We start from the raw sequence: 22998 nt of genomic DNA on the forward strand, positions 1-22998 counted from the left end.
TTATCGAAAAAATTTCGTTAATACTCACTTTTACTTTAAAAGCAATAGTAATCTATTTCTTTAATACAACACTAAAATAAGGCGAGTGCTCTTTTGTTAAATACTAATTTTACTGTAACTGATATATCATATATGGTAGGGTACGATAATAAGGAACACTTTATTAGAACTTTTAAAAAGAATTTTGGAGTCTCTCCAACTCAGCATAGAAAGGGTATTAAAAATTAAAAAAAATCAATTATTTTGAATAATAATAACAATTGGAAGTTAATTTAATATAAGTTAAAATGTAAGTAGAAGTTTTTAAAGTAGAGTGTGAGGGGGAAGTATTTATGGGAAATAAATATTTAGTTTTAGATATTGGTGGAAGTTCAATTAAATATGCGTTAATGACTGAGTGTGTTGAATTTTTAGAAAAAGGAAAAGTTGCAACACCACAAGATTCTATTGAAAGTTTTGTAAACGTTATTGGTGATTTATATGATAAATATAAAGATAAAATAGAGGGAATAGCAATAAGTATGCCTGGTTTAATAGACAGTAAAAATGGTTATGCAAGAACAGGCGGATGGCTTAGATATAATGATGATAAATATATAGTTAAAATACTTCAAGAAAGATGTCCAACTAAGATTACAATTCAAAATGATGCGAAATCAGCAGCTTTAGCAGAGGTATGGAAAGGGAGTTTAAAGGAGTATAATGATGGAATTGTAGTTGTTTTAGGCACAGGAGTGGGAGGAGCAGTAGTAAAAGATAGGAAAATACTTAATGGAAAGCACTTCTTTGCAGGTGAATTTAGTTATATATGGACAGATACTACATTTGCAATAGATAGTACTGATAACATGTGGGGATATGTTAATGGTGCATCAGCTTTAAATGGAGCAGTTGCAATGGCTAAAAACTTAGCTAAAGAAGAAGTTGATGGTTTTAAGGTTTTTGAACTTGTTAACTCTGGAGATAAGGAAGCTATAGATGTGTTAGATAAATTTACATATCAATTAGCAGCTCAACTGTATAACTTACATTGTGTTTTAGATACTGAAGTTATAGCTATCGGTGGAGGAATTAGTGAACAAGATATATTAATAGAATATATTCAAAAAAATATTGAAAAGATATTTGATAAAGTTCCCTTTGACATTCCAAGAGTTAAAGTGGTTAGATGTAAATTTAGAAATGATGCTAATTTAATTGGAGCATTATATAATTTTTTAGGATTAGAGGACAAGCAATAGTAAAAAAACTTCCTCCGGAGAAAGTTTATGAAATGAACTCTCGCCGGAGGTAAATTCATTTTATAGAGAGAAATAAATTCATTATTTGCTTAAATAGTCTTTAAAATTTTTTTCAATTTTAGATAATTTCTTATCCTTTAAATGAACTAAGCATAAATTACTATGTATTTTTTCTTTCAACAAAACAACAGAAATATTTTTCTTATCAAAACATTCTACAGTTTTTCTCATAAGTGGAGAAATACCCATGCCAGCAGAAACAAGACCTATAATATTTTCTATCCTACTATTAAAACAAACAACATTAGGCTCAAATGAAGCTTTCATACATTCACTTACAAAGAAATCATAAACACCAGAATTCTTTCCTAAGGAAATAAAACTTTCATTTGATAATTCAGAAATAGAAACATACTTCCTTTTTGAAAGGGGATGAGATTTAGGAACAATTAACACAAGTTCATCTTGAGCTAAAGGAGTAATATCTAAGTTCGAATAATCTAATGTGTCACTTCTTAAAAATGCAAAGTCTATTTTTTGAGAGAATAATAAATTTAATATATCAGCGTGCTCTCCTTCATGGAAAGTAAGTTGTAAATCAGTAACTGTATTTTTAAAACTTCCAATAAGTTTTGCAATATTATATTGATTTATTACTGGAATATATCCAATAGATAATTTAGGGAATGAAGAGGTAAATTTATTTAAATCAAGTATTAGTTCATCATAATTACTAACTATATTTATAGCATATTTTTTTAATGAAATACCTGCATCTGTTAACTTAACATGGCGAGTACATCTTTCAAAAAGTACACAATTAAGTTCACTTTCTAATTTTTTTATATGTTTAGATAATGAAGATTGAGATATACATAATTCTTCAGCAGCCAAAGAAAAGCTATTATATTTTTCTACACTTAAGAAGTATTTTAAGCTTTCTATATTCATAAGTTTATCACCGTCATTTCTGAAATATATTAATATTATATCACGATAATTATTAAGGAATGGACATATATTTCGAATTTATTCCAAAATGGAATAAATGTATATTAATTAAAGAATTGTTCATTAAGATAGTGTTAAATATAATTTGAGTATATAGTAGTAACTTTAAAAAACTTTGAGAAATAGGGAAAATTATATGATAAAAATAGAACGTTGTTATAAAAATATAAATATAAAATTAGAGGCAATATTCGTAGGTGATGATTTGTGTGCAGTGGTAACAGGAGGGGATAAGCCTCATGTTGGAGCAATATCTGTGTATTCAAAAGAAGAGGGAATAAAAACAATTTCTTTGAAAAATCATAAGGATTATATTATTGGAGAGATTTTTATAAACAGTATAAAAGATAGTTTTAATGGAAATATATCTGTGAGCTGTGGGATACATATAGATAATATATCAAAAGAGCAGATAGAAGATATCTATGAATGTTGTAATAAAATTTTCCAAGAATCAAAGGTGGAACTTTATAAAGTTACTACTAATTTAAATGAGGTGGAAAAATGAATTTAGTTATAGGAGTTACTGGAGCAACTGGCACTGTATATGCAGTTAGGTTACTTGAATATTTAAAAGACATAGAAGAAATAAAAACTCACTTAATAATGAGTAAATGGGCAATTAATAATTTAGAAGTTGAAACAGATTATTCATTAGATTATGTTTATGATTTAGCTGACTTTATACATAATAATGATGAGTTAGGAGCTTGTGTTGCGAGCGGTTCTTTTTTAACCGATGGAATGATTATTCTTCCTTGTAGTATGAAGACACTAAGCAGTATAAGTAATGGATTTTCAACTACATTAATAGATAGGGCTGCAGATGTAATGATTAAGGAAGGAAGAAAATTAGTTATTTCACCTAGAGAAACACCTTTAAGTTCAATACATTTAGAAAATATGCTAAAACTTTCAAAGTTAGGGGTTAGAATAGTGCCACCAATGCCAGGATTTTATTCAAATCCTAAATCTTTAGATGATATTATAAATCATCATATTATGAAAATATTAGATCAATTTAATATAAATATAAGAAATGATTTAAGATGGAAGGTAAATGAGTATGAATAAAGTAGAAATTAATGATTTAAGAAGTGCTATTGAATACTTAAAGGATATTAAAGGACAATTAGTTAAAAGTGATGTTGAAGTAAATCCACATGGCGAACTTGCAGGGGTATATAGATATGTTGGTGCTGGAGGAACTGTAAAGAGACCAACAAAGATAGGGCCAGCTATGATTTTTAATAATATTAAAGGTCATAAAGACGCTAAAGTTATAATCGGTCTTTTAGCTAGTAGAGAAAGAGTTGGTATGCTTTTAGGTTGTGAATCTAAAAAGTTAGGTTTTTTATTGAATGAAGCAGTAAAGAATCCAATAAATCCAATTATAATAGAAAATGAAAATGCACCTTGCCAAGAGGTTGTACATTATGCAACAGATGAAGAGTTTGATATAAGAAAAATATTACCTGCACCTACTAATACAGAAGAGGATGCTGGACCATATATAACTTTAGGAATGTGTTATGCAAGAGATCCTGAAACTGGAGAAGGGGATGTTACAATTCATCGCTTATGTTTACAAGGTAAGGACGAATTATCAATGTTCTTTACACCTGGGGTAAGACATTTAGATGCATTTAGAAAAAAGGCGGAGGAAAGTGGAGAACCTTTACCAATATCTATTAGTATAGGTGTTGATCCTGCAATTGAAATAGCATCATGTTTTGAACCACCAACTACACCAATTGGATTTAATGAATTATCTATAGCTGGAGCAATAAGAAAGAAACCAGTTGAAATGGTAAAATGTTTAACTGTTGATGAAGCTGCAATTGCAAGAGCTGAATATGTAATTGAAGGTGAGTTAGTACCTAATAAGAGAGTAAGAGAGGATATGAATACAAACACTGGAAAGGCAATGCCTGAGTTTCCAGGTTACACAGGTGAAGCTGCTAAAGAATTACCTGTAATTAGAGTAAAAGCTATAACTCATAGAAAAAATCCAATAATGCAAACTTGTATAGGACCAAGTGAGGAGCATGTTAATATGGCTGGGATTCCAACAGAAGCAAGTATAATTCAAATGGTTGAAAAAGCAATGCCAGGTAGACTTGTAAATGTATATGCTCATCCAGCAGGTGGTGGAAAATATATGGCTATATTACAAATTAAAAAGAGTATGGCTAGTGATCAAGGTAGAGAAAGACAAGCGGCATTATTGGCATTATCAGCATTTTCAGAATTAAAAACTGTAATATTAGTTGATGAAGATGTAGATCCATTTGATAGTAATGATGTTTTATGGGCATTAAATACTAGATATCAAGGGGATATTGATACAATATTTATTCCAGGAGTAAGATGTCATCCTTTAGATCCTTCACAAAGTCCCGAATATAGTTGGACTATTAGAGATAGGGGGATAGCGTGCAAAACTATATTTGATTGTACTGTACCTTATGAATTAAAAGATAAATTTAAGAGAGCTAAATTTACTGAAGTGGATTTAGAGAAGTTTAAAATAGAAGATTATAAATAATAGTCAATAAGAGACATCAAAATAACTTTTGATGTCTCTATTAAATTATTTAATAGGTTCGTAGTTAATTTTAGATTGTTCATTAGTTGATTCAATTTTAAAAATTACTGGGCGAATACCGTCATTACAGGAGCAAATTGCTATTCCCTTTTGATCTATCCAATCTTCATAATAAAATTTGTCACAGCCATGAGATATAGCAAAAACATATTGATACATAGCTTTCCAAGCTTCATCACATAATCCTTCAGGTTTTGAATAATCTCCATAAAATATATCTCCTACTTTATGCATAGGACATTTTCCAAGATTCTTGCAACCATATTGTTTTGCTAAATCTTCATGGAATGTTGTTTTAAGAACTTCAATTTTACACTTTTTCATAAAATTCCATCTCCTTTAACTATCTTTTACGAATATGAGTATATGTGGTATTTTATATTTAAACAAGTATGCACTTTTAGGTAAAGTACATACCTTTGGGTTAGTATTAAATTTTTAAGAGGGTGAAAAAATGAGTATGAAGGACTTGGAAAATTCAGATTTAACAGATATTAAGTCTACTCCTTTTGGATATACGCTTTCAATTATAGGTGGAAAATGGAAGATGATAATAATGTTTTGGTTGGTGGAGTATGAAGTATTAAGATATGGGGAACTGAAGAGGTGTATAGGGCAAATAAGTGATAAAATATTAAATAATCAATTAAAAGAATTAGAGAAGGATGGAATTATTATTAGAAAAGAATATCCTCAAATTCCCCCAAGGGTAGAATATAGACTTTCAAAACGTGGTTTATCTTTAATGCCCATTTTAGAAGAGATGTGTAAATGGGGAGAAGTCAATAAAATTTAAATTTATTTAAGTAATTTTAGTATTTAAAGTATATAAGAATACATAATTTTAACTTTAGGTATTCTTAAAATAATTTTTGTTTTGATACTATGTTATACATCAAAATAAATAGCTAAAGATAAAACTACTAATAAGTTTTAGTAATATTTTTGAATTTGAAAGATGTAACTAACTATTAAGTGTTTACATATAATACAAGTAGAATTTAGGATATTAGTAGTTTATTTAAATAATTAATTTGGTATTTTAGTTTGTGAAGCTTTATGTATGACAATAAATATGGGGTAAACTATATATGGGGTGTAAGAGAGCAAAAAATAAGAAGGATAAAGAGCAAATTAAGAACATATCTAAGAGCGATGAATTTCAATTATCATTATTAAATCTGCAAGTAAAGATAATTTTAATATATATGATATCCAATATATTTCTTTTCGGTGGTACACTTCAGAGTATAAATATAAGTTGTAATAAAAAAGCTTCAGATAGTAATCCAAATATATTATTAATTGAAGGGCAATATTTAGCCTTAATTGCAAGTATATTAATTTCTTATGTAGATTTTAGTAGATATAATGAACTAAATGAAAGATATAAAAAAGGAGAGATAAATAAGTCATTAGAACCAGAAGCTTTAATAAAGCAAGCATCTATACTTACAATCATACTATATGAATTGAATGTAGTTGTATTCGTGGAAATATATAAAGTTAGTCTTGTTATAGATAGTTCTAAATGTGATAAAAAACATATAGATAGATTATATTTACAAGCAGCATGTTTTATAACGAGGTTTTATGGTGACTATTTTTTGTTAAGTGCTACATTAAAAAGTATTAATTTAATAAAAAGCAAATACGATAAAAGAATAGACAAAATTGAAAATCCTGATGTAGATGCAGTAATTGCAGCAGAAATTTATGTTATACAAAGGGGAGTACTTTATGATATTAGTTGTAATGAATTAGAACATTTAATGAATAGCAGTGATGAGTTTGAAAAGGAGTTATTACTTTTACCTAAACAAATTTTAGTAGTTGCAAATATATTTGGAGTTGTAGCAAATATAATTTCTTTAATTGGATTTATTAAATTATATAATAGGAATTCTAATGAACCTATTTTTGGTAGATAAAAGTAGATTATTTTTAAGGATTTTTACAGATGCATTATTAGAAGGTGCATTTTTTATAATGTAAATCTAGGGATATAATGTATACAAAGATGCATTATGATAAAAGTAGATATATGTATTTTTAATAATAAGTATATCTACTTTTATTATTTTAAGACTACTGATATAAGAGCAAAAAAAGAATACTTTATATTTGATTATAATAATTTTTAGTTTGATACTATGTTATCTATCCAAGCAAATAATTCATCTAAATCATAATCACCTGAATGAGGAATTCCCCATGGAAGATCATAATCTACATTAACTCCATTCATTTCTAAAGTTACTGCTAAAATAGCTGATATTGCAAGTGAAGTATCACGGTCAATAGCACCATGACGAATTCTGAAATTTTTAGCTGTAGTACAAGAATTATCTGAAATATAATTCATCGGATTCATTAATTTAATTTGAGCTTCCTCAGATAATTCACCATTTACAATTGAATGATTTTTGCTAAACTCAGTAAAATGACGATATTGAATTTCGGGTGTACCAAATAATTCGTTTTCAGGTGTACCCATTGATATATTATCAAAAGCAGGTGTATCTTTCATTCTAGTACGGAACTTTATAAATTTATCAAAGTCTACATCAGTTACTTCGTTGTTTACTATAGTAATCCACTTCAAATATGATAAGTTCTTTCCTTTATTTAATTCTTTTTGAGCTGATTTAATAACAAAAGATTTAATATAATCTTTAAAAGTTCCATTTCCTTCAGAATCAATTGTTAGTAATGTATCATTTGATGATATTAAATTCAATTTATTTAAGTATTCAGGGAATAAAGATTTTAATTCCTTAGAAAGTTCTATTTGTAATTCATTCATTTCACGACTTATAGGTACAAGTTTGGGTTTTCGAGATTCTTCAATTCTTTCAAATTTCATTTTATGATAGTCGTTTATTCCACAAAACTCCCATTCGTAGGCCTTATCTGCATTTTCTAAATTTGTAATTGGACAGTAGCATGATGATGCAAAAATATCATCTTTTTCATCAGCTGCTCCCAATTCTTTTAAACATGATTCATAGTCAGGATGGTTTCCTGTTGAACCAAGAAGTGCAGATAAGGCTCCACCAGCACTAGTACCATTAGAAATTATTTTCTCTACATTACCAGGAATAATGTCTTTATTATGACGAAGGTAACGTACAGCGGCTTTTAAATCAACAATGCATGCTGGAGCAGTTCCGGTAAATTTACCATTTTTATCTTTTAATCCCCTACCACGAGCACCAGGAGAAACTACGATATATCCGTGTAAAAGTGCATAAAAAGTAGCATTGGGCTTGTTAATAAATTTGTTGATACCAGGCTTTTCAGGAGCTCCTGGCATATAGCCACCTACTGTATTTGGGAAGAAGATTGGTGCAGTGTTTAAATTATAGTTTCCTATTGAATTTCCTTCATAATAAGTTTCAGGTACAAATATGCTTAGTTTTTGAAAGTTAGTATCTATTGGATTATTAACATATATTATGTTTTCAAATGCACGATATTTTAGTGTTTTCTCATCTAAAGTTATTGTTTCTATAGTATATTTTTTATCATTAAATTTTAAATCGTAATTCATTTTATGGCTCCTTTCAATAATATTCTTTTATATAATTTTAAGATTATTATGGGAAAGTAAGCAATTCAATTTGTAAAATGTATATATTCCAATTAGGAATATATACATTTATAATAAATTTATTATCTTTTTAAACTATCAATTAAAGAGTAAGGAATTTTAAGGTCACCTTCTCCAAATCCAATTTCAATATTACCCCTATTAGCACCGTGATAATCAGTTCCACCACTAGAATATAACTGATACTTCCATACTAAATAGTCCAAAAGTCTTCTATCATCATCAGTATAAGAAGGATAGTACCTTTCAATTCCATCTAACCCTAAAGAAACTAAATATTTAATATTATCTTCAATTTCTTCAAAACTGAAACCTTCTAAACCAATTCTTTTATTAAAGTGAGCTAAATAAGACTTTCCGCCAGCCTCATGAATCATTTTAATAGCTTCATCTACAGTGATTAACTCATCATTTCCATAAGGAATTGGATCTAAATATATATCCCAAACTTTTTGAGGTTCAGTACAAATATTATTTTCAAGAATATATCTGTAAATATCATATCTAGATAAATATTCATCGTATTTAACTTTATGTAAATAGTTAATATCTATAGACAATCCATGATTGTTTTCTATATGCTTAAGTATTTTTGGAACACTTTTTTCTCTTGCTTTTTTCATTTTATTATAGCTATTTAAAAAGTACTCATTATGTATATCAATTCCTAAACCAAGTATATGAAGTAGTCTACCATCCTTATATAATGCACTAATTTCAATTCCATTAATTAATTCAATATTACTATCTTCTGCAGCAATTTTAGCTTCTTTTAAACCTGCAATACTATCATGATCAGTTAATGAAATTGCTTTTAATTTATTTTTCTTTGCTGCTTTTATCACATCTGTTGGACTACAGCTACCATCTGAAATATATGAATGTGTGTGTAAATCAATTAAATTCTCCATAAAAATACCCTCCAATGATATATATTATAACATTTTAATAAGTTAAATATAAGTTCAGAGTGCAATTATAGTAGTAGATCAAATAGGTAAAAGATATGTCCAAATTACTAAATTAATCTTATAATTAACTTATAAGGAGATTAGTGATTATGAGAAAAGATATAATAGATAAATTAATGGAATTAACGCAAGAAGAGAAAGAAATATTAGAAGGAAAACATAGCATTGATCAAAGTATATATACAGATGATAAACAATTTATCATAGATAGTAAAAAAATATTGGCAGATGGACAACTCATAAATATAAGAAAACATACGAGGTTTATAGAGTTCCCTGCACATAAGCATAACTATATTGAATTTAATTATGTCTATAAAGGTAAACTTACAGAAGTAATACATAATAAAAAAATAGAACTTCAAGAAGGCGAAATAATTTTTTTAAACAAAGATATAACTCATGAAATAGAAAAAAGTTCTGAGGATGATATTATAATTAATTTCATAATAAGACCGGAATTTTTTGATTTTATTCTTAACTTATCAGAAAGTGATAACATTATATTTAACTTTTTATTAAAGTCATTATATTTAAATAAAAATAGTAAAGGTGAATATCTTTATTTTAAAGTTTCTAATGAAAATAATATACAAGAGATTTTAGAAAAGATAATTATAGAAATTTATGAACCCACTATGATGAGTAGCACAACTATAAAATTATTAGTTGGACTATTAATTGTAGAATTAATTAAAAAGCCTAATAATATAGAAGTTTATTCAGAAGATAATTATGATAATTTAATTATAATTGAAGTTTTAAAGTATATAGATAATAATTATTCTACTGCAACTTTATTTGAAATATCTGAAATAGTGAATCAGCCACATTATAAAATAAGTAAGTTAGTAAAAAAGCATACTAATATGACATTTAAAGAATTGTTACAAGAAAAAAGGCTTAATAAAGCAAAGCAATTACTAAATGAAACAGATATTTCTATTGTAGAGATAATATCTTTAGTTGGTTATGAAAATCTTACTTATTTTTATAAAATATTTAAAGAAAAATATGGTTATACCCCAAAAGATTTTAGAAAATCATAAATTATTGTTATAAGGTGATTTTACTATGTATATTTATATTTGAGGAAAAATACATTTGCAAATAAGGATAATAAATTAGACAACCTTGGTTATTAAAGCCAAGGTTGTTTTTATTTATAATTTAATCATAGTAAACGTTTTGCAGGGGAGGAGAAATGATGAGCTATTACTTAGCCATTGATATGGGGGCTTCTAGTGGGAGGCATATATTAGGAAGTATAGAAGATGGAAAGATAAAGTTAGAAGAAATATATAGATTTGAAAATGGAATTAGCAAAATAGGAGATGAATATTGTTGGGATATTCAAGGACTCTTTAATGAAATAAAGAAAGGTATTAAAAAGTGCAAAGAGATTGGAAAAGTGCCAAAAACCATAGGCATAGATACGTGGGCAGTAGATTTTGTTTTATTAGATGAAAATGATGAGATGCTAGGAAATGCCGTTGCCTATAGAGATGATAGGACTGAGGGATATATGGAAAAAGCATTTCAAGTTATTCCGCAAGATATGTTGTATTTATACACAGGAATACAATTCCAAAGATTTAATACATTATATCAGCTATTAGCAATTAAGGATAAAAATCCAGAATACTTAAAAAAGGCAAAAACATTTTTAATGATTCCTGATTATTTAAATTTTTTACTTACAGGTAAAAAAGCTAATGAATATACAAATGCAACATCTACACAGTTAGTAAATTCTTTTGATAGAACTTGGGATAAAAATATTTTAAAGGAATATGGAATCAATGAGGAAATGTTCCAAGAAATAAAAATGCCAAAGACAAGTTTAGGAAAGTTAAGAAAAGAATTAGTTGATGAATTTGGATTTGATATGGAGGTTATACTTCCAGCAACTCATGATACTGGATCAGCATTTATATCTTCAGTATGTAATGATTCAGATAGTATTTATGTAAGTTCTGGTACATGGTCATTAATTGGCGTAGAGAATAGATTCCCGATTTGTGTACCACAAGCTATGGATTATAACTTTACAAATGAAGGTGGAATTGATTATAGATTTAGATTTTTAAAAAATATTATGGGGCTTTGGGTAATACAAGAGGTAAGGAGAAATTTAAATAATGAGTTTTCTTTTGCTGACTTAGTAGTACTAGCTGAAGAGCACAATTATTTTAAATCAATAGTTAATGTTGATGATGATAGATTTTTAAAACCCGACAATATGATTGAAGAAATTCAAAACTATTGTAAAGAAACTAATCAAGATATTCCAACAAAAGTTGGAGAAATAGCAGTTTGTGTATTTAATAGTTTAGGACATAGTTACAAAAGTGCAGTGGCAAATCTTGAGGATATATTTGAAAAAGAATTTAAGAGAATAAATATATTTGGAGGAGGATGCCAAAATAATTTATTAAATCAAGTAGTTGCAGATGTTACTGGAAAAGAAGTTTTAGCAGGACCAGTAGAGGCAACTGCAATAGGAAATCTTGTAGCTCAATTAATAAGTGTTGGTGAGTTAAAGGATTTAGGACAAGCTAGGCAAGTAATAAAAGAATCATTTGATATAAATATATTTAAACCAAATAAAGGAGAAGTTTAAGATGAATGTTAAAGAAAGATATGAATTAGCTAAAGAGCAATATGAAAAATGGGGAATAAATGTAGATAAAGTTTTAGAAGAACTTAATAAAGTGAAAATTTCAGTTCATTGTTGGCAAGGAGATGACGTTAAAGGATTTGAAGTAGTTCAAAATGCTTTATCTGGAGGAATTCAATGTAATGGAAATTACCCTGGAGCAGCAAGAAGTGCAGAAGAGTTAAGAGCTGATTTAGATAAAGCATTAAGTTTAATTCCAGGTAAGCATAAAGTAAATTTACATGCTATTTATTTAGAAAGTAATGGAGAGTTTGTTGAAAGAGATGAAATAAAACCAGAACATTTTGAAAACTGGGTTAACTGGGCAAAAGAAAGAGGGCTAGGATTAGATTTTAATCCAACGATATTCTCACATCCAAAAGCAGCAGATGGATTAACATTATCACATCCAGATAAAGAAATAAGAGATTTCTGGATAAGACATGCTATTGCATCTAGAAAAATTGGTGAATACTTTGGAAAAGAATTGGGGCAAACTTGCTTAACTAATCTTTGGATTCCAGATGGATATAAGGATATTCCAAGTGATAGATTAGGGCCGAGAGCAAGACTTAAAGATTCTTTAGAGCAAATATATGCAGTTAAAACAAATAAAGATTATAACTTAGATTGTGTTGAATCAAAAGTATTTGGTATAGGTGCAGAAAGTTATACAGTAGGTTCAAATGAGTTTTATCTAAACTTTGCAGCAAGAAATGGAATTATGTCATTAATGGATACGGGACATTATCATCCAACAGAAGTTGTTTCTGATAAATTATCATCAATGTTACTATTTGATGAAAAGGTTGCTCTTCATGTAAGTAGACCAGTTAGATGGGATAGTGATCATGTAGTTGTTTATGATGATGAGTTAAAGGAAATTGCTAAAGAAATAGTAAGAAATGATGCATTAGATAGAGTAATTATTGGACTTGATTTCTTTGATGCAAGTATTAATAGAATAGCAGCTTGGACAATTGGTACAAGAAATATGATTAAGGCATTATTAAATGCAATGTTAACTCCAAATGAATTGTTAAGAAAGCTTCAAGATGAAGGTAACTTTACTGAAAGATTAGCCTTAATGGAAGAATTTAAAACATATCCAATGGGAGATATATGGAATTACTACTGTGAAAAGAATAATGTACCAGTAGGTGAATCTTGGATAGAAGATGTTAAAAGATATGAAGAAGAAGTGTTATCAAAGAGAAATTAATTATAAGTAATAATAAAAGAAGAATTTATATTAGATATCAAAATAATACCATAATAGAGTTTTGATATCTAATATACAAAATTTATTGAATAAGAGGTAATGAAAATGAGTATGCAAGATATGAAATTTGTACAAAACTTTATGAAAATGACTAATGATGCTTGGCTTAAAGGATGGCATGAAAGAAATGGTGGAAATATTTCTTATAGATTAACTTCTGAAAATGTAGAATCAATTAAGAATATTATTGATGAAAATAGAGATTATTCACCAATAGGGGTTACAGTTAAAAATTTAGCTAATGAATATTTCTTAGTAACTGGAAGTGGAAAGTTTATAAGAAATGTAGCTGTTGATTTAGAGGCTAATGTAGGAATAGTTAAAATTGATGAAAAAGGTGAAAACTATAAAGTTGTTTGGGGATTAGTTAATGGTGCTAAACCGACTAGCGAATTACCATCTCATTTAATGAGTCACTCTGTTAAATTCGAAGCAACTAATGGGAAGCATAGAGTGATAATGCATTCACATGCGACAAATTTAATTGCTTTAACATTTGTATTACCTCTTGATGGAGCTGTATTTACAAGAGAATTATGGGAAATGGCAACCGAATGTCCAGTAGTATTCCCATCAGGAGTAGGAATAGTTCCTTGGATGGTTCCAGGTGGAGCTGAAATTGCTGAAGCAACAAGTGAATTAATGAAGAAGCATGACGTAGTTATTTGGGCACATCATGGAGTGTTCTGTTCAGGTGAGGATTTAGATTTGACATTTGGACTTATGGATACAGTTGAGAAGTCTGCTGAAATACTTGTAAAAGTTCTATCAATGGGCGGAAAGAGACAAACTATAAGCTCAGATAATTTTAGAGATTTAGCAAGAGATTTTAATGTTACTATTTCAGAAGAATATTTAAAGTAATTAATTAAGTTAAGGATTAAAGGGTAAAGCGAAAAGTTGAGGTAAATTGTATTTTTATTAAGTATTTCTGAAACTAATGTGGTATTAAAAATAGAAATTCAGGTTTTACTCTTTAATTTATATATTAATAAAGAATATACGAAAAATTTATAAGTTATATAGAAAAAATTAGAGTAAGGAGAGGATATTATGGCAATATATTATGTACCATCTATTAATTTAATGGGAGCTGGATGTTTAAATGATTTAGGAGCAACAGTTAATGATTTAGGATTTAAGAAAGCTTTTGTTGTTACTGATAATTTCCTAATGAGTAATGGAGTAGCAAATAAAGTATTAAATGTTTTAGAGGGAGCAGGAATAGCTTATGAAGTATACTCAGAAGTAGTTCCAAATCCAACTTGTAAAAATGTTCATGATGGATTAGAAAGATTAAAAGGAACTGATTGTGATTTCTTAGTATCAATTGGTGGAGGATCACCACAAGATACAGCTAAGGCTATAGGAATCTTAGCAACTAATGGTGGACATATTAAAGAATATGAAGGAGTTAATCTTTCTAAAAATAAGTCATTACCAATAGTAGCTGTAAATACTACAGCAGGTACTTCAAGTGAAGTTACTATAAACTATGTTGTAACTGATGAAGAAAGACATGTAAAAATGGTTATGGTAGATAAAAATTCATTAGCTACAGTAACTGTTAATGACCCAGAGCTTATGGTTGAAAAACCAGCATCACTTACAGCAGCAACAGGAATGGATGCTTTAACTCATGCTATCGAAACAATAGTTACACCAGGAGCTTATCCAGTATCTGATGCAACAGCATTAGCAGCTGTTAAAATAATATTTGATTATTTACCAAGAGCTGTTGAAAATGGACATGACATTGAAGCTAGAGAACAAATGGTATATGCAGTATTCCTAGGTGGAATTGCATTTAGTAATGCTGGTTTAGGAAATGTACATGCTATGGCCCATCAATTAGGTGGAATTTATAATCTGCCACATGGTGTTTGCAATGCAATGTTACTTCCATATGTTGAAGAGGAAAATGCAAAGTATGTACCAGAAAAGTTTGTTTCAATTGCAAATGTACTTGGATATGATGTTGAAGGTAAATCAGCTAAAGAATGTGCAGCCTTTGTTGTAGATTCAATGAAGGAATTAGCTAAGAAAGTTGGAATCCCAGCTACTTTAGGTGAACTTGGAGTTAATGATGTAGACTTTGATCTTTTAGCTGAAAATGCAATGAAAGATATTTGTGCTCCAGGAAATCCAGTAGAATTTACTAAGGAACAAATTATTGAATTATATAAGAAAATTGTTTAAGAATTAAGACATCTTCATTAATGTTAAAATGAATTTTTTACCACACTAAAATAAAAATGAACTACTATTACACATGTGATGATAGTAGTTCATTTTTTTTATAAAATGTACGCAATACATATGGAAAGTTATATTAAATAAAAATATAAATAATCTAAATATATTAATTTTATTGCTTATTTTAAAAGTGATGTAATAGTGTGGATTTAGTCATAAAACAATTATTTTACAAAAAGTAAATAAAATAATACGTTAAATATATTTATAATGACGAAATAAGACTAACGGTATATTTAACTATTTAAATTAGAAATAATATAATAATCATATGATAACTCAAAATAATTGATGTTGAAATGTTACCAGTGGAGGAAAACAATGAATATAATTAAAATTTTAATGTATACTTTTAAAGTATTATTAAATGAGTCCATAGAGGCAAATGGAATTGGTAGCTTGGAGACAATAAGCATAAGTCAAAGATTAGACTTATTAGTACTAGAAGAACAAAAGGAAATATATAAGAGATACAAGCTTAGTATGGTTTAATAAAATAACAAAATACTATATTTAGTTAATGATGCTAATTTAATTGGAGCATTATATAATTATTTGGAACTAGAAAAATAATTGTAAAAATGAGTAGTGCCTTTAAGTTTATTTTATATAATGAATAAACTTAAGGGCATTTATTTGTTGCATTTAAATATATGTTTTTTATCTTTTATATACTATTTATAATATTTTCATAAAATTCGTATGGTAAAAAGTATAAAATTAGGTTAAAATTAAATTAAGAAAGAGCGATTGTAAGTACAATATGAGGGGGCAGTGGAAAGTGGAGAAAACAATAAAGTATATAGAAATATTTGAATATTATAGAGATAAAATACTTAATGGAGAAATGGTATATGGAGAAAAACTTCCTACAGAACAAGAAATAGGAGAATTATTTTCAGTAAGTAGACATACAGTAAGACAATCTATATTAGAGCTTGAAAAACAAGGGTACATTTATAGAGAAAGAAGCAAAGGTGCATATGTAGATAAATTAGAAAAAAGTAAAAAGACAAAGAGTAAAATGATAATAGTAATAACAACATATGTATCAGAATATATATTTCCATTCTTAATAAAAGGAATAGAAGAAGTATTAAGCAAAAATGGCTATGACATACTATTATTAAGTACGAATAATGAAAAACAAAAAGAAAGAGAACAGTTAAAAAAATTATTAGAATATGATGTTGTTGGAGCAATAATTGAGCCTACAGCTAGTGCGTTAGGTAATACGAATGAAGATTATTATAAAGAAATATCTAATAATAATATACCATATTTAATGATTAATGCAGCATATGATAAAGATAAACAATCTTATGTAGCAATTGATGATGAAAAAGGTGGATATACTATTTGTAAATATTTAATTGATTTGGGGCATAAAAGAATTGCTGGGCTATTTAAGGAAGATGATGTACAAGGTATAGAACGTAAAAAAGGATATTTACGAGCTTTAGAGGAAAATAATATTGAAATAGACTCTACAATAGTTGGTAAGTTTAAGACATTTGAAGAAGATTTTTATATAGATGGCTTTACTAGAAGCTTATTATGCAGAAATGATAGACCAACAGCTATATTCTGTTACAATGATAAAGTTGCTATTAAGGTAGTAAAGGTAGCAGAAGAGTTAGGATTGAAAATACCAGAAGATTTATCAATTGTAGGATATGATAATGATGCAACAGTATCAGCTGTTTTGGATTGTGGAATTACAACAATTTCTCATCCAAAAGAAGAGTTAGGTAAAAAAGCAGCTGAAATGTTATTACGTTTAATCAATGGTGAACAGGAAAAGGTTTCATATATATTTGAACCTGAAATAGTAGTTAAAAATAGTGTAAAAAGAATTTAAAACATGTTAAGAAATGGCGTTTATAAATGACAAATATGTTATTTATAAATGCCATTTTTAGATTTTAAAATAATTAAACAAAAGAAAAATTTAAATATTTTTCCAGTAAAACATTTACAAACAAATAAAAATTTGCTACCATTAAATTGTACGGAACATATGGAAAAATAAACAGGGTTTAATGTTTAAATAACGTACAATTTGAGTGGGATACAACTTCTTAAGGCTGAGTCTAATTTAATATTTGGATTAAACTAGACTGTATATATAAATATTCGGAGGGGAATTGAGATGTTAGAGAATTTAAAAGAAGAGGTTTTTAAGGCAAATTTAGATTTAGTAAAACATGACTTGGTTGTACTTACATGGGGAAATGTTAGTGGCATTGATAGAGAAAGTGGACTTTTGGTAATTAAACCAAGTGGAGTAAGTTATGACAAAATGAAAGCTAGTGATATGGTAGTAGTTGATTTAGATGGAAATGTAGTAGAGGGTGACTTAAGACCATCATCAGACACACCAACTCATATAGAATTATATAAAAAATACCCTAATATCGGAGGAGTAGTACATACTCACTCATCATTTGCAACATCTTGGGCACAAGCTAAAAGAGATATTCCTTCATATGGAACAACTCATGCAGATACATTCTATGGCCCAGTTCCATGTACAAGATCATTAACTAAAGAAGAAATTAAAGATGAATATGAAAAAAATACAGGTTCGGTAATAATTGAAACATTAACTGAAAGAAATATAGATGAATTAAGCGTTCCAGGAATTATCATTGCTAGCCATGGCCCTTTTGCTTGGGGAGAAACAGCAAGCAAAGCGGTATTAAATGCAGTAGTTTTAGAAGAAGTAGCTAAAATGGCAATAAGAACAGAAAATTTAAATAAAGATATTACTTCAATACCGTCTGAACTACAAGACAAGCATTATTTCAGAAAACATGGAGCAAATGCTTATTACGGACAGTCTAAAGTGAAGGTTAAAGAACCTATAACAAAATAAGTAAGTACAATTTAATGTAATTATGGATAAAAGATATTAAGTGGTTTAAAGGTAAATTAAATTTTGGAGGGGAATAATGAGAGAAATAGAGATGCAAAGCATAAACACAATAAGAATGTTATCAGTAGATCAAATAGAGAAAGCTAATTCAGGTCATCCGGGGATTTGTATGGGTGCAGCACCAATGGCATATACGTTATTTAATAAACATATAAACATTAATCCAGAGAATAGCAAATGGTTTAATAGAGATAGATTTATATTATCAGCAGGACATGGTTCAGCACTTTTATATTCAATGTTACATTTATGTGGATTTGATGTAACTATAGAGGATTTAAAAGAATTTAGACAGCTAAATTCAAGAACTCCAGGGCATCCAGAAGTTGGACATACTCATGGCGTAGAAGCTACAAGTGGTCCTTTAGGTCAAGGAATTGCACAAGCTGTTGGAATGGCAATGGCAGAAAAACATTTAGCGGCTAAATATAATAAGGACGAATTAAATATAATTGATCATTATACTTATGCAATAGTTGGTGATGGGGACTTAATGGAAGGTGTAGCAAATGAAGCTATATCTTTAGCAGGACATTTAGGATTAGGAAAATTAATAGTTCTATATGATTCAAATGATATTTGTTTAGATGGTAAGCTTTCAACTTCATTTTCAGATAATATTATCGATAGAGTAAAGGCTATGAATTGGCATACTATTAAGGTTGGAGATGGTGATACAAATGTAGAAGCAATTTCAGCTGCAATAGAAGAAGCTAAAAAGGCAACAGATAAGCCAACATTAATTGAGATAAAGACAACAATTGGATATGGAGCACCTAATAAGGGTGGAACTAATGGAGTTCATGGAGCACCTTTAGGAGCTAATGAATATTTAGAAGCTAAGACAAAGTTAAATTGGAATTACGAGCCATTTACTGTTCCAACAGAAGTAAAAGAAAACTTTGTTAATGGTGTTATTGCAAGGGGAAAGAAAAAAGAAGCTCAATGGAATGAGTTAGTTAATAAGTATAGAGAAAAATATCCAGAATTTTATGATAGTTTGATAGCTGCAATTAATGGCGAGTTAAATATTAATTTTGAAGAAGTATTACCTAAATATGAGAAAAATGAATCAATATCCACTCGTAATGCTTCAGGATTTACAATGAATGCGATTGCAAAGGCTTATGATGGTTTATTTGGAGGATCAGCAGATTTAGCACATTCAAATATGACTTACTTAAAAGAACAAGGTGATTTTAGAAAAGAATCTCCAGAAGGTAAGAATATTTGGTTTGGTGTAAGAGAATTTGGAATGTCTTCAGCTGGAAATGGAATAATGCTTCATGGTGGGTTAAGATCATTTGTTTCAACATTCTTTGTATTTAGTGATTACTTAAAACCAGCTATAAGAATGTCAGCAATTGAAAAACAACCATTAATTTATGTATTAACACATGATTCAATTGCAGTTGGAGAAGATGGACCAACCCATGAACCAATTGAACAATTAGCTGGGCTTAGAGCTATACCAAATGTAAATGTAATAAGACCGGCAGATGCACATGAAACAAATGCAGCATGGCAAGTAGCTTTAGAAGATAAAGAAACACCATCAGTATTAGTATTAACAAGACAAAATATAAATGTCAATGCTGAATTTAACTGTGTTGATAATGTTAGAAAAGGTGCATATATAATTTCAGAAGCATCACAAAATCCAGTAGCTCAAATAGTAGCAACAGGATCAGAAGTAGATTTAGGAATAAAAGCTCAAAAAGAATTAGAAAACCAAGGAATATTTGTTGATGTTGTATCAATGCCTTGTTTTAGATTATTTGATATGCAAGATGAAGTATATAAGAATAGTGTATTAAAGACTGGAATTAAGAAGTTAGGTATAGAGATGGCTTCATCTTTTGGATGGAGTAAATATGTTGATGATGTATTATGTATAGATACATTTGGGGCATCAGGTAATGGTAATGAGGTAATGAATTTATTTGGATTTAATAAAGAAACTGTGGTAAATAAGGTAAAAGAATTAATATAAAAGATTAAATATTTTTTATTTCATAAGAAGATGGGAGGATGAGAGGACATGAGTAGGTTAGAAGAAGTAAAAAAGACGATAGAATCTGGAAAAGCCGTTCTAGGAATTGAGCTAGGATCAACTAGAATAAAAGCAGTTTTAGTAGATCAAATGGGAACTGTTATTGAAACTGGTGGATTTGATTGGGAAAATAGCTTAGTTAATGGGATTTGGACATACTCTTTAGAAGAAGTATGGACAGGGATACAAAAGTGTTATAAGGATTTATCAGATAAAGTCAAAGAAAAATATGATATTACTATAAAAAGATTAGCTTCAATGGGTATAAGTGCAATGATGCATGGATATCTTCCTTTTAATAAAGAAGGGAAGCAATTGGTTGAATTTCGTACATGGAGAAATAATATTACGGGACAAGCAGCTGATAAATTAACAGACTTATTCCAATATAACATTCCTCAAAGATGGAGTATAGCACATTTGTATCAAGCAATTTTAAATAATGAGGAGCATGTAAAGAGTATTGATTTCCTTACAACTCTAGCAGGATATGTTCATTGGAAACTTACAGATAAAAAGGTAATGGGAATAGGTGAAGCATCTGGAATGTTTCCAATTGACTTAGATAAGAAAAGTTTTAATCAAGATATGATTTCGAAGTTTGATGTATTGATAGCAAGTAATGAATATAGATGGAAGTTAGGAAATATACTTCCAAAGGTTTTAGTTGCAGGAGAAGATGCTGGTGTATTAACTCAAGAAGGTGCATTACTTTTAGATCCATCAGGAGAATTACAATATGGTGCAAAGCTTTGTCCACCAGAAGGAGATGCAGGAACTGGAATGGTAGCTACCAATAGTGTAGCAAAAAAGACAGGAAATGTATCAGCAGGAACTTCAGCATTTGCAATGGTTGTTCTTGAAAATGAACTATCTAAAGTTCATAAAGAGTTAGATATGGTTACAACTCCAACTGGGGCCTTAGTCGCAATGGCACATTCAAATAATTGTACATCTGATATCAATGCATGGATGGGAATCTTTAATCAATGCTTAGAAGCATTTGGAGTTAATGTTAAAGCAAGTGAATTGTATAAAACATTATTTGAAAAAGCTTTAGATGGTGATGATGATTGTGGAGATTTAATGTCTTATTGTTTTTATTCAGGTGAGCACGGGGTTGGATTAACTGAGGGGTGTCCGATGTTTTTACATCCCGCAAATGCAAAGTTTAGCCTAGCTAATTTTATGAGAGTTCAACTATATACATGCTTTGGAGCTATGAAGCTTGGTATGGACATCTTAACAAAAGAAGAAAATGTAAAGATTGATAAGATACTTGGGCATGGAGGAATTTTTAAGACAAAGGGAGTAGCACAAAGTATTTTATCTGCAGCAATAAATGTACCGGTAGTTGTAATGGAAACAGCAGGAGAAGGTGGTGCATGGGGAATTGCATTGTTAGCATTATATCTTGATAAAAAACAAGAAAATAATTCTTTAGAAGAATTTTTAAATAATACTATTTTTGGAGAAGCAGAAGCTATAACAATAGAACCAAATGAAAATATGGTTATTGGATATGAAAAATTCTTAGAAAATTATAAAAAAGGATTAACTATTGAGCAAGAAGCAGTAGAATATTTGAAAAAATAAATAATAATACTTTGAGTTAATAGGATATGGTTAAAAACTTAATAAAATTAATGTAAATAAAACCGTAAAGTTAAAAATAAATGGTTATGAGAGGGGTATATTATTATGAAAATATTTATTGATACAGCTAATATTGAACAAATTAAAAAGGCTAATGATATGGGGTTAATTGATGGAGTTACAACAAATCCATCATTAGTTTCTAAAGAAAATAAAACAATGGCAGAAGTAATTCCACAAATTTGTGAAATAGTAGATGGACCAATAAGTGCAGAGGTTATGAGTTTAGACTCTGAGGGAATGATTAGAGAAGCAAGAGAATTAGTTAAAATAAGCAAAAATATAGTTGTTAAAATTCCTATGACATTAGAAGGATTAAGTGCAGTAAGAGTATTATCTCAAGAAGGAATAAAAACTAATGTTACTTTAGTATTTAGCGTTCATCAAGGTGTTTTAGCAGCAAAAGCTGGAGCAACATATATTAGCCCATTCGTCGGAAGGTTAGATGATATTGGATTAGATGGTATGGATTTGATAAATGATTTAATATTAGCAAAAGAAAACTATGGATTTGAAACAGAAATAATTGCTGCCAGCATAAGAACTAAGGAGCACATACTTCAATGCATATTATCAGGAGTTGATATTGCAACTATTCCATATGCCCAAATTGAAGATATGGCTAAGCATCCATTAACAAGTGCAGGTATAGAAAGATTTATAAGTGATTATAGTAAGGTTCAAAAATAGTGAAAATAATATGGTAAAAG

Annotated in this window: 21 protein-coding genes and 1 pseudogene; 18 read left to right on the forward strand and 4 right to left on the reverse strand. The window is 28.9% G+C overall.

Going from position 1 to position 22998, the window contains the following annotated elements; all coding sequences use genetic code 11:
• Nucleotides 1–90: 90 nt before the first annotated feature.
• A pseudogene (locus tag ABUA17_RS13145) lies at nucleotides 91–228 on the forward strand (helix-turn-helix domain-containing protein); the annotation flags it as partial.
• A 104-nt stretch (nucleotides 229–332) separates the two neighbouring features.
• Nucleotides 333–1241 (forward strand): ROK family protein, encoded by a 909-nt coding sequence (locus ABUA17_RS13150; protein ID WP_042399288.1) that lies wholly within the window; start codon nucleotides 333–335, stop codon nucleotides 1239–1241.
• A gap of 81 nt (nucleotides 1242–1322) precedes the next feature.
• On the opposite strand, the gene ABUA17_RS13155 is transcribed toward ABUA17_RS13150, so the two are convergent.
• Complete coding sequence (locus ABUA17_RS13155) at nucleotides 1323–2192, reverse strand: LysR substrate-binding domain-containing protein (protein ID WP_042399291.1); 870 nt, start codon at nucleotides 2190–2192, stop codon at nucleotides 1323–1325.
• A gap of 196 nt (nucleotides 2193–2388) precedes the next feature.
• Here ABUA17_RS13155 and lpdD point away from each other — a divergent pair, with 196 nt between their 5' ends.
• The 3 genes from lpdD to ABUA17_RS13170 are packed head-to-tail and all read left to right on the forward strand — an operon-like array spanning nucleotide 2389 to nucleotide 4800.
• A complete protein-coding gene (lpdD, locus tag ABUA17_RS13160) occupies nucleotides 2389–2760 on the forward strand; it encodes a prenylated flavin chaperone LpdD (protein WP_055291251.1) in 372 nt (123 codons plus the stop codon).
• Nucleotides 2757–3326, forward strand: coding sequence for a UbiX family flavin prenyltransferase (locus ABUA17_RS13165; protein WP_042399296.1), 570 nt, complete (start codon nucleotides 2757–2759; stop codon nucleotides 3324–3326). The genes lpdD and ABUA17_RS13165 overlap by 4 nt, the downstream gene beginning before the upstream one ends.
• Nucleotides 3319–4800: a UbiD family decarboxylase gene (locus tag ABUA17_RS13170; RefSeq protein WP_172684725.1), complete on the forward strand. Its 1482-nt coding sequence runs from the start codon at nucleotides 3319–3321 to the stop codon at nucleotides 4798–4800. Before ABUA17_RS13165 ends, ABUA17_RS13170 begins: the two co-directional genes overlap by 8 nt.
• 45 nt (nucleotides 4801–4845) lie before the next feature.
• On the opposite strand, the gene ABUA17_RS13175 is transcribed toward ABUA17_RS13170, so the two are convergent.
• Nucleotides 4846–5184 carry a TIGR04076 family protein gene (locus tag ABUA17_RS13175; protein WP_042399301.1) on the reverse strand — a complete coding sequence of 113 codons (339 nt, stop codon included), beginning with the start codon at nucleotides 5182–5184 and terminating at the stop codon, nucleotides 4846–4848.
• A gap of 130 nt (nucleotides 5185–5314) precedes the next feature.
• On the opposite strand from ABUA17_RS13175, the gene ABUA17_RS13180 reads away from it, so the two are divergent.
• Together ABUA17_RS13180 and ABUA17_RS13185 are read left to right on the forward strand one after the other, a co-directional pair.
• Nucleotides 5315–5656: a winged helix-turn-helix transcriptional regulator gene (locus ABUA17_RS13180; RefSeq protein ID WP_042399303.1), complete on the forward strand. Its 342-nt coding sequence runs from the start codon at nucleotides 5315–5317 to the stop codon at nucleotides 5654–5656.
• A gap of 295 nt (nucleotides 5657–5951) precedes the next feature.
• On the forward strand, nucleotides 5952–6791 hold the full coding sequence (locus ABUA17_RS13185) for a hypothetical protein (RefSeq protein WP_055291248.1): 840 nt from the start codon (nucleotides 5952–5954) through the stop codon (nucleotides 6789–6791).
• Nucleotides 6792–7000: 209 nt separating this feature from the next.
• On the opposite strand, the gene ABUA17_RS13190 is transcribed toward ABUA17_RS13185, so the two are convergent.
• Together ABUA17_RS13190 and ABUA17_RS13195 are read right to left on the reverse strand one after the other, a co-directional pair.
• On the reverse strand, nucleotides 7001–8413 hold the full coding sequence (locus tag ABUA17_RS13190) for a subtype B tannase (protein ID WP_195951081.1): 1413 nt from the start codon (nucleotides 8411–8413) through the stop codon (nucleotides 7001–7003).
• A gap of 122 nt (nucleotides 8414–8535) precedes the next feature.
• Complete coding sequence (locus tag ABUA17_RS13195) at nucleotides 8536–9384, reverse strand: PHP domain-containing protein (protein ID WP_042399311.1); 849 nt, start codon at nucleotides 9382–9384, stop codon at nucleotides 8536–8538.
• A gap of 149 nt (nucleotides 9385–9533) precedes the next feature.
• Between ABUA17_RS13195 and ABUA17_RS13200 the strand changes: the two genes are divergently transcribed.
• The 11 genes from ABUA17_RS13200 (at nucleotide 9534) to fsa (ending at nucleotide 22978) form a co-directional block, all read left to right on the forward strand.
• On the forward strand, nucleotides 9534–10493 hold the full coding sequence (locus ABUA17_RS13200; protein WP_055291244.1) for an AraC family transcriptional regulator: 960 nt from the start codon (nucleotides 9534–9536) through the stop codon (nucleotides 10491–10493).
• Between the two features lie 158 nt (nucleotides 10494–10651).
• Nucleotides 10652–12067, forward strand: coding sequence for a rhamnulokinase (rhaB, locus tag ABUA17_RS13205; protein WP_042399318.1), 1416 nt, complete (start codon nucleotides 10652–10654; stop codon nucleotides 12065–12067).
• Between the two features lies 1 nt (nucleotide 12068).
• Nucleotides 12069–13325 carry an L-rhamnose isomerase gene (rhaA, locus tag ABUA17_RS13210; protein ID WP_042399320.1) on the forward strand — a complete coding sequence of 419 codons (1257 nt, stop codon included), beginning with the start codon at nucleotides 12069–12071 and terminating at the stop codon, nucleotides 13323–13325.
• A gap of 105 nt (nucleotides 13326–13430) precedes the next feature.
• Nucleotides 13431–14249, forward strand: coding sequence for a rhamnulose-1-phosphate aldolase (gene rhaD, locus ABUA17_RS13215; protein ID WP_042399324.1), 819 nt, complete (start codon nucleotides 13431–13433; stop codon nucleotides 14247–14249).
• A gap of 189 nt (nucleotides 14250–14438) precedes the next feature.
• Nucleotides 14439–15584 carry an iron-containing alcohol dehydrogenase gene (locus ABUA17_RS13220; protein ID WP_195951082.1) on the forward strand — a complete coding sequence of 382 codons (1146 nt, stop codon included), beginning with the start codon at nucleotides 14439–14441 and terminating at the stop codon, nucleotides 15582–15584.
• A gap of 378 nt (nucleotides 15585–15962) precedes the next feature.
• Nucleotides 15963–16133, forward strand: coding sequence for a Spo0E family sporulation regulatory protein-aspartic acid phosphatase (locus ABUA17_RS13225; protein ID WP_172676136.1), 171 nt, complete (start codon nucleotides 15963–15965; stop codon nucleotides 16131–16133).
• A 289-nt stretch (nucleotides 16134–16422) separates the two neighbouring features.
• Entirely contained in the window at nucleotides 16423–17502 is a 1080-nt protein-coding gene (locus ABUA17_RS13230; RefSeq protein ID WP_172676137.1) for a GntR family transcriptional regulator, read from the forward strand.
• A 291-nt stretch (nucleotides 17503–17793) separates the two neighbouring features.
• Nucleotides 17794–18519, forward strand: a complete 726-nt coding sequence (locus ABUA17_RS13235; RefSeq protein ID WP_042399332.1) for an L-ribulose-5-phosphate 4-epimerase — start codon at nucleotides 17794–17796, stop codon at nucleotides 18517–18519.
• Nucleotides 18520–18595: 76 nt separating this feature from the next.
• A complete protein-coding gene (tkt, locus tag ABUA17_RS13240; protein ID WP_055291240.1) occupies nucleotides 18596–20572 on the forward strand; it encodes a transketolase in 1977 nt (658 codons plus the stop codon).
• 48 nt (nucleotides 20573–20620) lie between these two features.
• A complete protein-coding gene (locus ABUA17_RS13245; protein WP_042399340.1) occupies nucleotides 20621–22228 on the forward strand; it encodes a xylulokinase in 1608 nt (535 codons plus the stop codon).
• Nucleotides 22229–22333: 105 nt separating this feature from the next.
• Entirely contained in the window at nucleotides 22334–22978 is a 645-nt protein-coding gene (gene fsa, locus ABUA17_RS13250) for a fructose-6-phosphate aldolase (RefSeq protein WP_055291239.1), read from the forward strand.
• Nucleotides 22979–22998: the final 20 nt, after the last annotated feature.

The sequence above is a fragment of the Clostridium sp. RTP31139st1_H3_RTP31139_211217 genome (assembly GCF_040227035.1).
Classification (GTDB): Bacteria; Bacillota; Clostridia; order Clostridiales; family Clostridiaceae; genus Clostridium; species Clostridium saudiense.